We start from the raw sequence: 11,168 nt of genomic DNA on the forward strand, positions 1-11,168 counted from the left end.
AGCCTGCATGGGCGGGGCCTTTCAATGGTGGTGGGGGAAACTCTTAGTGCGTTGCTTCAGCCGCCGAGGCCAGTCAACTGCCGTGGGCCCGGTCAGCCGCCGTGGCCGGTGGCCAGCCAGATCAGGGCCATGGTGGCCAGGAAGCCGCTGAGGTAGTTCAGCCACAAGAAGCGCTTCCACGCGACATTGGCCTGTTCGGACGTCTCGTCGCTAACGCGCAGGTATGGGGCGGTGTTGAGCAGGTAAGGAATAGCCAGCACGGCTGCCAGCGGGACTGCCGTAAAGAGCATGAGCACCCCGGCCCCGACATAGGAAAGCACGGAGAAGGCAACGGTGGCGCGCGCCCCCAGCACGGTGCCGATGGAGGCGAGCCCGCCCTCACGGTCAGGCACAATGTCCTGAACTGCGCCGAAGGCATGGCTGCCCATGCCCCATAGGAAGAAAGCCCCCAGGAACGCCCATATCCCGGGGGTGAACGGCGCGTTCACCAAAACCAGGGCGTAAACGGCCGGGGAAACAAAGTGGGTGCTGGAGGTGATGGAGTCCAGAAAGGGGCGTTCCTTGAACCGCAGCCCGGGCGCGCTGTAGGCGACAACGGCAAAAAGGGATATCAGCAGCACCACCTTCGCCAGCACTCCGCTCTGAGTGAGCAGCACAGCCGCAAAAGGGATCACGGCCACAGCCGCGGAGACGAGAATGAGGCGATGGTGGGTACGCTCCAGCACGGCACCCTCGATGCCGCCCTTGCGGGCATTGAGAAGATCGGATTCGTAGTCGAAGACGTCGTTGATCCCGTACATCGCCAGGTTGTAGGGGATCAGGAAGAACAAGGTCCCCACCACGAATATCCAGTCGATTCGCCCCGTGGCCAGGAAATAGGCGGCAGCGAACGGATACGCGGTGTTGACCCAGGAGACCGGGCGGGACGATACGAACAGTACCTTCATGCCTTCCGTCCCCGGGTAAACAACAGCCACAGCCCGGGCAGCAGGAGTGCCGCAGCGATGGGATAGGCAAAGTCCTCAATGGGCGCCAGCCCCACGTGCGTGCCGTTGAGGGTGTCCCCGGCATAGTCGAAGAGTCCCGAGGCAATCATGACGTTGTCAAAGACGGCGGTCAGGGCAACCAGCACTACCAGCGAAGCAGCCACGCAGATCAACACTTTGCGTTTATCCCCGCGTCCCAGCCGAGCCAGCAGCAGGGCAAGCAGCAGGACCACCGCCGCAGCAGGGACGAAGATGAGATTGAGCTGAACAAAATTCATGTCCGTTCCCCCTGGGCGGTCTCGGTAGTCTGGGTGGTCTCGGCGTTCACCAGGCTCCGCCGGTGCAGAACCCTTTGGACTCCGGTGAAAAGGATCATGGTTTGGTAGCAGAGGAAAAACAGGAAAAACACTTCTTCCAGTGGAAGCTGTTCTCCGACCATGATCCCGGTCATCAGCGGTGAATCCCGGTGCAGGAAGATTCCGGCCGCAATGGCGGCCACGTCCCAGATCAGAAAGAATGCCGTTCCTACAACGAGCACAGCGAGCGCGGCCACGGGCCGGGCGAAAACAAACAGCTTCCAGCGCAAATCAACCAGCACCATGCAGCCGATCACTAGCAACAAAACAAGCAAATAGATCATTTACCCGCAGCCTCGCTTGCACTGGTGCCGGCGGGGCGTGCTGTTTCCACGGACTGCGCCTCCGAAGCACCAGGTTCCTCCACGGGTGCGGGCACGGGTTCGGGCAGGGGCCCGGAAGAACGGTCCCCTCGCACGGATTTAAGCACCAGTTCGGCGCTGATCATGCACAGCGGCACACCGATCCCGGGGCGCACTGAACTGCCAGCGTAGTAAAGTCCGCTGACCTTGTGGTTCACATTGCCGGGGCGCAGGAAGGCGCTCTGGCGTAGCGTGTGCGCCAATCCCAGGGCACTGCCCTGCCAGGCGTTGACGTCGTCCTGAAAATCCGCCGGGCCGTAGCTGCGCCGCACCGTGATCCTCTCGGCCAAGTCCGGGGTGCCTGTCCATAGCGCCAGTTGGGCGATGGCCGCATCGGCGACCTTCTCCACTTGGGCCGACCCTCCGCCGTCGAACCCTCCCCTGCCCCACTGCGGAAGGGCAGGGGCGGGAATGAGCACGAACAGGTTCTCCGAGCCAGCCGGGGCAACCGAGGCATCGGTGGCACTGGGCTTGGACACATAGAGCGAGGTGGTGTCCGCCAGCGGGCGGCCCTGGATGATTCGGGCGAAATTGTCCTGCCAGTCCTCCGTGAAGAGCAGGTTGTGATGGGCAAGCTGGGGCAGTCCGCCGGTGACGCCCAGGCACAGCAGTACGGCACTGATGCCGGGATCGGCCTTCCGCCACTTCTTTTCGCCCATGGTGCGCTGTTCCGCCGGGAGCAGCTGCGTTTCAATGTGGTGCAGGTCCGCAGCCCCCACCACAAGCCGCGCCGGTGAGCGGTGATTCACCCCTCCGCTGTCACGCCAGGCAACGGCCTCGCAACGGTTTTCGTCCCCTGCGGGACCGGTGACAATCTGGGTTGCCGTGGCTCCGGTGACGATATGCACGCCGGCCTTGCGCACCACCCGCTCCATGGCATCGACGACGGCAATGAAGCCGCCTTGGGGATAAAGCACTCCGTCCTGCAGGTCCAGGTGGCTCATCAGGTGATAGATCGACGGCGCCTTGTCCGGGCTGGTGCCCAAAAAAACGGCCGGGTAGCCCAGAATCTTTTGTTGCAGCGGGTGGGAAAACCTGCGCGCTGCAAAACGGTCCAGGGATTGGGTGAGCAATTGCACGAGCTTGGGCGCGTGGCGCAGCACCGCTGGTTGAACCAGCCCGCGCAGGGTGCCGAACGGGTCATAGAGAAAGTGCCGCTTGGCCAGGGTGTAGGCCAGTTCCGCGGAATCCAGGTACTTGGCCAGTTCGCGCCCTGATCCAGGCTGTTGGGATTCGAACAGCGCGATGGCCTCCGCCCGGCCCGTGCGCACGTCAACGGGCTCCGCCGGAGGGTCGCTGAAAAGCCGGTAGGCCGGGTCGAGGCGGGTGAGTTCAAGTTCCGCGTCCGCGCTGGTGCCCATCATTTTGAACCAGTGGTCAATGACCTCCGGCATGAGGTACCAGCTGGGGCCGGTGTCAAAAGTGAATCCGTCGCGCTGCCAGCGGCCGGCTCGTCCACCGAGCGTCTGCTGTTTCTCCAGCAGCGTCACCGCATGGCCGTCGCGGGCCAGGAGGCCGGCCGTGGCAAGTCCGGAAATGCCTCCGCCGATCACCACGCCGGGTGCCGGTACCTTGGCAGGTTGCGTGCCCATGGCGCTGAACATCGCGGTGAACGCGAATCCCCGTCGCAGGAACGCCGGGGTCCGTTGGCCGCTCATGATGTACGTCCCCGGGTTGCGTTCTGCGCCGGCTTCTGTACCGTTCCACGGCTCTCGGTGGGCCGGGCGCCGTCGTCCATGTTGGTCTTTGGGTACCGTGAGGCCATCACCTTGGCGGCAATGTAGGCCTTTTGGTACCCGGGCACACGCACTCGTTGGTCTACCAAGTTCGCGGCGGGAATGTGCTCGATCCTTTCCACCAGGGCCAAAAACAGCTCATGGGCCAGAGACACGGCGCGCCTGGCTGCGGGTGCCAGGAACTGCATGCCGTCCTTGGCAGCCGCGAGGTCCGCTCGGATCTCTTCCAGCAGGGCGTGCTTGTGCGCTTCGGTCAGCGCCGCAGGGTCCACACCCGGAAAGTAGTGCCGTCCCAGGTCGGCACTGTCGTCGCCCAAATCGCGCAGAAAATTCACCTTTTGAAAAGCTGCGCCAAGGCTGCGGGCGGCTCGGGAGAGCACTTCTTCGTCAGCGCAGGGGGCGTCGTCCATGGCCTGAAATACCTTCAGGCACATCAATCCCACTACTTCAGCCGATCCGTAAATGTACTCCGCAAGTGTGTCCGCGGAATGATCCGCCGTGGATACGTCGGTGCGCATGGAGGCAAAGAACGGCCGGGTCAGGCTCGCATCAATGCCGGTGCGCCGTGCTGATGCGGCGAAAGCGTGCACCACCATGTTCGTGCTGTATCCAGCCAGCAGCGCTTGCTCGGTTTCCCGTTCCAGGCTGTCAAGTTGCAACCGCACCTGTTCTGGATTCAGCCCAGCGGCGGCCGCCGCCCCGTCAACCACCTCGTCGGCTATCCGCACCAAGGCGTAGATGTTCTCGATGTCCTGGCGTTCCACGGAGCCAAGGAGCCGGCAGGCCAGGCCGAACGATGTCGAATAGCTGCGGATCACCACGGCGGCCCCCTGCGAAGCTGTCTGCGAATAATGCTGTAAAGGATCAATTCCCATGGCTAGTTCCTCCTGGCCAATACATAGTCACAGATTTGGGCAAGTTCCAGATACAGGAATTCAGGCACGTCAAGCTGCTGGGCCTTGCCCAAGGCATCACTGACCAGCGACTGTGCAAGGTTGAGAGCATATTCCTTTGCGCCAAGCTCCTGAAGCACTGCGCGTACATCGTCAACCTCTGCACGGCCGTCGCGGAACGCCGTCAACGCTTCGGCAAACTCACCCGATCCTTGGGCGAAGGTGGTGAGGATGGTGCGTTTGCCTTCCCGCAAATCCGATTCCACGGACTTCCCCGTCACCGATTCCTGGCCGAAGGTGCCCAAGACGTCATCCACCACTTGGTAGGCAACGCCGATGTCACGTCCCACGGCTGCGAGCGCATCGGCACTCTCCTGCCCCACCCCCGCCAGCAGGGCTCCCGCACGTAGCGGCATTTCAAAGGAGTACACGGCAGTCTTCAGCCGCTCCATGTTCAACACGTCGCCCAGGCCGGGTGAGACCCTGCCCAGGGAGAACAACAAATCATCAAGTTCTCCGGCAGCGGAGGCGAAGATTGCTTCGTGAACTGTGGCCAGGATCGCACCTGCCTGGGCGTGGCCAGCGGTGGCGGAGGTGGCAAGTCGCAGGGACCCAGTCAGTAACAGATCCCCGGCGATGATGGCCGCCGAGTAACCGGCGTGGTCAGCCACTTCCCGGGCATGGCCCTGGGCCGTAGCGGCATCCCGATAGGTGGCACCCAGGGTCGCCGAGCCGCGGCGGACGAAGTCCCTGTCAATAACGTCGTCGTGGACCAGCAGAGCAGCGTGGAGCATTTCGTAAGCTGCCGCGAGTTCACTGCAGGCCCGCCAGTCCTGCCCACCGAAGGCGTGGTAGGTCAGATAGACGAGTTTGGGACGCATCCATTTTCCACCACTTGTGCTGGCAGCGATGTGGTCCCAGAGTTCAACAAAGGCGGGAGAATAGGCCTTGGCGGCGAATTTTTGGGCCGCGAAGTACTCTGCCAGGGAGGTTTTCACCTGATCTTGAAAAACCGCCCAGTCCACTGGTGTGGCATGTGCCGGTTCACGGGTGGCATTGGCCTGATGTTCGAACGGCTTGTTGCCATCGTCAAGCAGGGGTTCTCTGCGGTGGGTACTTTGGCGATCATGGGCCAAGGACATGGTTTTCTACCCCTTACGGTTCTGTTGCTTCGCCAGCGGGAGATCTAGTGTTTTGTCCTCCAGCGCCGCCGCCCGTTGATGCATTGAGCTTGCCACGCTGGCGAGGAAGTCCACTATGGCTTCTTGTCCGCTGTCGTCGTAGCTGCGAACCTTAGCGTCAACCTCAAGGATCATGGGCATGAGCCGTGCCATGGTGTCCTTGACGGATTCAGCACTGGGGCTGATGAGCAGCCGCCGCCTGTCTGTTGGATGAGGCGTGCGCGTAATATGACCTCTTCTGACCAGGCGATCGATCACGGTGGTGGTGGCAGCCGCTGTCAGGTGCAGGAATTGCGCCAACTCTCCCGGCGACATCGACCTGTGCTTGATGAGGTGCTGCATGGCCTGAAAATCCGTCTCATTCAGGGACATTTCACGCCTCATGGCAAACTCCATCACCTCATTGAGTTCCAATATTTGGCGAAGAAGCACCGACGCCGGGTGCATCCGGGGTCTTTCGTCACTCGGGCTGTCCTTCATAAAAAATACCTTATCCATTGATAATCAGAAAATCTAATTACATAATGGTGGAACGAACGCTTCTTGTCTACCGAAAGGCTCAACTATGAGCTCCATAGCAGTTGCCGGAGCCACCGGCTACATAGGCGGCAGGCTTGTCCCGTTGCTGCTCGCAGCCGGCCACAAGGTCACAGTACTCAGCCGCAACAGCGAGAAGCTCAGAGACGTCCCGTGGAGAAATGAAGTGGAGGTTCTCGAAGGGGACCTGACGGACCCGGATGCAGCCAAGGCGCTGTGTGAAAACTCGGAAATCATCTACTATCTGGTCCATTCCATGTCCTCGGACGGCAAGGCTTCAGAAGATTTCGGGCGGTTAGAGCGCCAGTGCGCACGCAACCTCAGCCAAGCTTCCCGGGATGCCGGTGTCAAGCGGCTGATTTACCTCTCAGGGCTCCATCCGCAAGGCGAACTCAGCAGGCACTTGGCATCGCGCAAGGAGGTTGGGGAAATTCTCATGTCTTCCGGAACCCCCACGGTCGTTTTGCAGGCCGGACTCGTGATCGGTTCCGGATCAGCGAGTTTTGAAATGGTACGTCATCTGACCGACGTGTTGCCGATGATGCCGGCACCGAAATGGGTCTTGAACAAAATCCAGCCGATTGCTGTCAGGGATGCACTGCACTACTTGGTGCAAGCCATGCATTTGCCGCCGGAGATCAACAGAACTTTCGACATTGGCGGGCCGGAAGTGTTGACCTATGCGCAAATGATGAAGGTGTATGCCTCCGCTGCGGGCTTCCGCCCGCCTTTGGTACTGGCTCTTCCAGTGCTGACTCCGTGGCTAGCCGCCCAATGGGTGAATTTGGTGACACCGGTGCCGCGCAGTCTTGCCATTCCGTTGGTGGAGTCGTTGCAACACGACTGCTTTTCGCACGAGCACGACATCGACAAGTTCATTCCCGAACCGGAGGGTGGGCTGACGCATTATCGGCGTGCGGTGGAACTGGCACTACACAAAATCGAGGCCGACACTGTGGAAACTACCTGGGCCACGGCCCATGCACTGAGCGCTCCAGCAGAACCGCTACCCAGCGACCCCGAGTGGGCGGGGCTGACGGTCTTCACCGATGAACGCGTCAAGGAAACATCCGCCGAGGCCGGCGAAGTCTGGAAAGTCATCGAAGGTATCGGCGGGGAGAACGGCTACTATTCAATTCCCTTCGCGTGGAGGGTGCGTGGCTGGATGGACAAGGTCGCCGGAGGAGCGGGACTGACCAGAGGCAGACGCAGCCCCACTCATCTTCAGCTCAACGACGCCGTGGACTGGTGGCGGGTGGAGACACTCGAGCAAGGACGGCTGCTGCGACTGCGGGCGGAGATGCTGGTGCCGGGCCGGGCTTGGCTGGAATTTGAGGTGACTCCCTCAACCCACGAGGGCAACGAGTCCGGAAGCACCTACCGCCAGCGTGCCATCTTCTTTCCCCGCGGACTCTCCGGGCGGCTCTACTGGTTGGCCGTGCTGCCTTTCCACGGCATCATCTTCAAGTCGATGGCGAACCGCATCACGGCAGCCGCCCAGCAGGGCTGAGTTTCGCTCTCATCTCCACCCGTGGCAGGACGCCGCACACCCATTTAGCTGGCTAAAGTTGACTGGGTGATCATGCCATCCATCTACGACTGGTTCACCAGGCACCGTTTTGCCGTGGACGTGGTCTTCATGGTGGTGTTGTGGCTGCTCCTGCTGCCATTGAGCATAGCCAGCGCGAGCAACACTCCGTTGACCGGCAACAGTCAATGGGCGGCCTTGGCTGCCGGGGTGGTCACCACAACTGCGCTGGTCGTACCGCTGGCGTGGCGGCGGACCCGCACTGTCATGGCCGGTTCGATTATTGCAGCCGTGGCCATGTTGCAGTGGGCGCTGGCCGTTCCACCCATGCCCTCCAATCTTGCTGTCCCGCTCATTGTTTATGCGCTGGCCGCATTCGGCCCCCGATGGGCTTCGCTCGGCGGGCTCGGATTGGCCATGTTGGGCGCCATCATGTTGGTGACGCGCTTCTTCTACGACCTCACCGTAGTTTCCGTGGCGGATCTACCCTACGGCTTGGTGCTGGTTCTCTCAGTCTGGGTGCTGGTCTTGTTCAGCTGGACGGCCGGGGACCTCAACCGCACCCGGCGCCTGCGCGGGCAGGCACTCGAGGACCGTGCCCACCGCCTTGAAATCGAGGCCCACCAGGAGCGCCAGCTGGCAGCCAGCGACGAACGCGCCCACATTGCCCGCGAGATGCACGACATCGTGGCCCACTCCCTCTCCATCATCATCACCCAGGCCGACGGTGCCCGCTATGCAGCAGCTGCCAACCCGCAGATTGCCCCCGAAGCCCTTGCCACGATTGCCCAAACGGGGCGCTCCTCCCTGCAGGAAATGCGCCGCCTTCTGGGCGTGCTGCGCGGAGGGCAGGAGGCGTCCACCCGCCCTCTGCCGGGGTTGGACCAGCTCGACGAACTCCTGCTGGGCATCCGAGCCGCCGGGTTGCCGGTCACCTTTTCCGTCACCGGGGAGGGTCGGCGGACGCTGCCGGCCGGCGCCGAACTCACGGCCTACCGCACCCTCCAAGAGGGCCTCACCAACGCCATGAAGCACGCCGGCCCCAACGTCCAGGCAACCGTCAATCTCGTCTGGAACTCCCGCGGCTTGGAAGTGTCGGTGCGCGACGACGGCAGGGGCGCAACGGCGTCGTTCTCCGATGCCCTCCCCATCCACCAGAACGACGGCGGCAACGGCCTACGCGGCATGGCCGAACGAGTCCGCCTTTACGACGGCACACTTACGGCTGGCCCGCTGCCCGGCGGCGGTTTCGCCGTCACAGCCTTCATCCCCTACACGGAGAACTGATTTCATGACCCCCACCTCCCCCATCCGAGTGGCCCTTGTCGACGACCAGCAGCTGGTCCGTTCAGGCCTTGGCATGCTCATCAATTCCCAGCCCGACCTCTCCGTGGTGTTGCAGGCAGGCAATGGCATTGAGGCGCTGCAGGGACTTTCCGCGACGGCCGCCGACGTAGTGCTCATGGACGTGCGCATGCCTGGCATGGACGGTTTGGAAACCACGCGCAGGCTCATGGAACGCAGCAAGGGGGCACCGGCCGGTTCATGGTTGTCGGAGTTGCGGATCGTGGTGCTGACCACCTTTGATTTGGACGAATACGCGCTCGCAGCGATCCAGGCGGGCGCCAGCGGATTCCTGCTCAAGGATGCGCCTCCGGAGGAACTGCTGGGCGCGATTCGCACCGTTTACGCCGGGGATGCGGTAATCGCCCCTTCCACCACGCGGCGCCTCCTTGACCATGTGTCACAGCTGCTGTCGGCGCCAAGCCCCGCCAACGACGCCCACGCCGCTGCTGTGACCAGCCTGACCGTGCGTGAGCATGAGGTCTTTTTGCTCATCGCCAACGGCCACTCCAACCCTGAGATTGCAAAGCAGCTGTTCGTTTCAGAGGCCACGGTCAAAACGCATGTGGGGCACATCCTGGCCAAGCTCAGCGCCCGCGACAGGGTGCAGCTGGTCGTCATTGCGTACGAGACGGGTCTGGTCTCCCCCGGCTAATACCATCGCTCCTGCACTTTCCGGGCCACTGCTACCAACGCTCCTGCACTTTCGGGGCAGACTTTCCGAACGCTCTCGCACTACTCCGGTTGCCCGCCACTTCCCTGCAAGAGCATCAGGAAAGTCCCACCGGAAACCGCAGGAGGGTCGTTGGAAAATGCCCTGAAAGTGCAGGAGCGTCGGTAGGGCGGGTGGTGATCATTTCGGACGAGACGGGCTTGATCTCACCCGGAGCTTGATCTGGTGGTCAAGCCTGCCGGTGCGCCTCCCACTGCTCCCGGGTGACGGCGTACTGCACGTCACCGTGCTCGTCTCCGTCGATTCGAACGGGCCAGTCGGCAACAAAATGCCGGACCAGTGACATTCCTGATTTCTCCATAACCCTGCGTGAGGCAGCATGCACTTCCATGGTTTCCGCCGTGACGCGGGCGGCAGGTGTGTGAAGGAAGGCGTGGTCGATCAGGGCCCGGCTTCCTTCTGTCGCAAGGCCAAGTCCCCAGCAGTCCCTGCGCAGCCGGTATCCCAATTCCGGTTCGGATTCGGGGCAGCCAGAGCCGCTCCGCAAGTGGAACCAGCCGAAGAATTCGTGGTTCACAGGGCTCTGCGCCACCCAAAAACCAAAGTGGGGTGACTTCCGGTGGTAGGCGAGGTAGGCGGGCATGTAGTCGTCGACAATTTCCCGCAACGGCGTGGCAACCCCATTGGAGATGAAGCGCATCACGGCGGGGTCCGCATCAAGGGCCTCAAGCAGTCCGGCGTCCGCTTCGGTGAACTCGCGCAGTACCAGCCGAGCTGTTTGCAGCAGGATCTTCATGGTCTATTGTTGCCCACCCCGTCCAGCCGTGTCATCCCTGGGGAGGAGGCTTCGGCATGGTGCATCGCGACAATCTCCACCCATGCTCCGATCCGCTGCCCACCGCTGCACAAATACGCTGGAAGCATGACCATACCTACAGAAAATTCGCAGCGCACACTGGCGGTTCAGGCCCGCGGGTTGCGCAAAACCTACGGCAGGGGCCAAACCGAAGTGACGGCCCTGAAGGGCGTGGACTTGGATTTCCCAGCCGGCCAGTTCACCGCCATCATGGGCCCTTCGGGGTCAGGCAAGTCCACGCTCATGCACTGCCTTGCCGGACTTGATTCGGTGACCGCCGGCACCATCCACCTGGGCGAAACGGAACTGACCGCGCTCAACGACAAATCCCTGACTCGGCTGCGCCGGGACCGCATCGGCTTCGTGTTCCAGGCGTTCAATCTGGTCCCCACCCTCACTGCCGAAGCCAACATCACCCTGCCGGTCGCCCTGGCTGGCGGCACCGTGGACCGGGATTGGTTCAACTCCATCACCCAAACCCTCGGCCTGGTGGGGCGGCTGAAGCACAAACCCCACGAGCTCTCCGGTGGACAACAGCAGCGCGTCGCCGTGGCCCGTGCCCTGCTCACCCGCCCCGACGTCATTTTTGCCGACGAGCCCACCGGCAACCTCGACTCGCGCACCGGCGCGGAAGTCCTGGGCATGCTGCGCCGCTCCAGCCGCGAAATGGGCCAGAGCATCATCATGGTCACGCACGACCCCGTGGCCGCATCCTA

At 62.4% G+C, this 11,168-nt stretch carries 12 protein-coding genes; 4 read left to right on the forward strand and 8 right to left on the reverse strand.

The features are described 5' to 3' along the window. Window positions 1–92: 92 nt before the first annotated feature. The 7 genes from Q4P21_RS14285 to Q4P21_RS14315 are packed head-to-tail and all read right to left on the reverse strand — an operon-like array spanning window position 93 to window position 6,012. Entirely contained in the window at window positions 93–947 is an 855-nt protein-coding gene (locus Q4P21_RS14285) for a prenyltransferase (RefSeq protein WP_303389409.1), read from the reverse strand. Continuing rightward, entirely contained in the window at window positions 944–1,264 is a 321-nt protein-coding gene (locus Q4P21_RS14290) for a lycopene cyclase domain-containing protein (protein WP_303389410.1), read from the reverse strand. Before Q4P21_RS14290 ends, Q4P21_RS14285 begins: the two co-directional genes overlap by 4 nt. After that, window positions 1,261–1,626, reverse strand: coding sequence for a lycopene cyclase domain-containing protein (locus tag Q4P21_RS14295; protein WP_303389411.1), 366 nt, complete (start codon window positions 1,624–1,626; stop codon window positions 1,261–1,263). The genes Q4P21_RS14290 and Q4P21_RS14295 overlap by 4 nt, the downstream gene beginning before the upstream one ends. After that, a complete protein-coding gene (gene crtI, locus Q4P21_RS14300) occupies window positions 1,623–3,308 on the reverse strand; it encodes a phytoene desaturase family protein (RefSeq protein ID WP_303389420.1) in 1,686 nt (561 codons plus the stop codon). Before crtI ends, Q4P21_RS14295 begins: the two co-directional genes overlap by 4 nt. 50 nt (window positions 3,309–3,358) lie before the next feature. Continuing rightward, the gene (locus tag Q4P21_RS14305) at window positions 3,359–4,315 is read right to left on the reverse strand and encodes a squalene/phytoene synthase family protein (protein ID WP_303389412.1); all 957 of its coding nucleotides are present in this window, start codon (window positions 4,313–4,315) and stop codon (window positions 3,359–3,361) included. Window positions 4,316–4,317: 2 nt separating this feature from the next. Then, window positions 4,318–5,475 carry a polyprenyl synthetase family protein gene (locus tag Q4P21_RS14310; RefSeq protein WP_303389413.1) on the reverse strand — a complete coding sequence of 386 codons (1,158 nt, stop codon included), beginning with the start codon at window positions 5,473–5,475 and terminating at the stop codon, window positions 4,318–4,320. Between the two features lie 6 nt (window positions 5,476–5,481). Further along, complete coding sequence (locus Q4P21_RS14315; protein WP_303389414.1) at window positions 5,482–6,012, reverse strand: MarR family winged helix-turn-helix transcriptional regulator; 531 nt, start codon at window positions 6,010–6,012, stop codon at window positions 5,482–5,484. 67 nt (window positions 6,013–6,079) lie between these two features. Here Q4P21_RS14315 and Q4P21_RS14320 point away from each other — a divergent pair, with 67 nt between their 5' ends. The 3 genes from Q4P21_RS14320 (at window position 6,080) to Q4P21_RS14330 (ending at window position 9,578) form a co-directional block, all read left to right on the forward strand. Continuing rightward, window positions 6,080–7,561 carry an SDR family oxidoreductase gene (locus tag Q4P21_RS14320; protein WP_303389415.1) on the forward strand — a complete coding sequence of 494 codons (1,482 nt, stop codon included), beginning with the start codon at window positions 6,080–6,082 and terminating at the stop codon, window positions 7,559–7,561. Between the two features lie 72 nt (window positions 7,562–7,633). Further along, window positions 7,634–8,866 (forward strand): sensor histidine kinase, encoded by a 1,233-nt coding sequence (locus tag Q4P21_RS14325; RefSeq protein ID WP_303389421.1) that lies wholly within the window; start codon window positions 7,634–7,636, stop codon window positions 8,864–8,866. A gap of 4 nt (window positions 8,867–8,870) precedes the next feature. After that, window positions 8,871–9,578, forward strand: a complete 708-nt coding sequence (locus Q4P21_RS14330) for a response regulator transcription factor (RefSeq protein WP_303389416.1) — start codon at window positions 8,871–8,873, stop codon at window positions 9,576–9,578. 247 nt (window positions 9,579–9,825) lie between these two features. Here the strand turns inward: Q4P21_RS14330 and Q4P21_RS14335 are convergent, their stop codons facing one another. Next, window positions 9,826–10,392 carry a GNAT family N-acetyltransferase gene (locus tag Q4P21_RS14335; RefSeq protein ID WP_303389417.1) on the reverse strand — a complete coding sequence of 189 codons (567 nt, stop codon included), beginning with the start codon at window positions 10,390–10,392 and terminating at the stop codon, window positions 9,826–9,828. 126 nt (window positions 10,393–10,518) lie between these two features. Between Q4P21_RS14335 and Q4P21_RS14340 the strand changes: the two genes are divergently transcribed. Next, a partial coding sequence (locus tag Q4P21_RS14340) for an ABC transporter ATP-binding protein (RefSeq protein WP_303389418.1) occupies window positions 10,519–11,168 on the forward strand: 650 nt, incomplete at its 3' end.

It is taken from the genome of Arthrobacter sp. (genome assembly GCF_030540645.1).
GTDB lineage: Bacteria > Actinomycetota > Actinomycetes > Actinomycetales > Micrococcaceae > Specibacter.

Bases quoted from the DNA above. Each gene is read 5' to 3' on its own strand.
- Q4P21_RS14335 (WP_303389417.1), bottom strand. From the start codon at position 10,392: ATGAAGATCCTGCTGCAAACAGCTCGGCTGGTACTGCGCGAGTTCACC.
- crtI (WP_303389420.1), bottom strand. From the start codon at position 3,308: ATGTTCAGCGCCATGGGCACGCAACCTGCCAAGGTACCGGCACCCGGC.
- Q4P21_RS14285 (WP_303389409.1), bottom strand. From the start codon at position 947: ATGAAGGTACTGTTCGTATCGTCCCGCCCGGTCTCCTGGGTCAACACC.
- Q4P21_RS14305 (WP_303389412.1), bottom strand. From the start codon at position 4,315: ATGGGAATTGATCCTTTACAGCATTATTCGCAGACAGCTTCGCAGGGG.
- Q4P21_RS14290 (WP_303389410.1), bottom strand. From the start codon at position 1,264: ATGAATTTTGTTCAGCTCAATCTCATCTTCGTCCCTGCTGCGGCGGTG.
- Q4P21_RS14295 (WP_303389411.1), bottom strand. From the start codon at position 1,626: ATGATCTATTTGCTTGTTTTGTTGCTAGTGATCGGCTGCATGGTGCTG.
- Q4P21_RS14330 (WP_303389416.1), top strand. From the start codon at position 8,871: ATGACCCCCACCTCCCCCATCCGAGTGGCCCTTGTCGACGACCAGCAG.
- Q4P21_RS14315 (WP_303389414.1), bottom strand. From the start codon at position 6,012: ATGGATAAGGTATTTTTTATGAAGGACAGCCCGAGTGACGAAAGACCC.
- Q4P21_RS14310 (WP_303389413.1), bottom strand. From the start codon at position 5,475: ATGTCCTTGGCCCATGATCGCCAAAGTACCCACCGCAGAGAACCCCTG.
- Q4P21_RS14325 (WP_303389421.1), top strand. From the start codon at position 7,634: ATGCCATCCATCTACGACTGGTTCACCAGGCACCGTTTTGCCGTGGAC.
- Q4P21_RS14320 (WP_303389415.1), top strand. From the start codon at position 6,080: ATGAGCTCCATAGCAGTTGCCGGAGCCACCGGCTACATAGGCGGCAGG.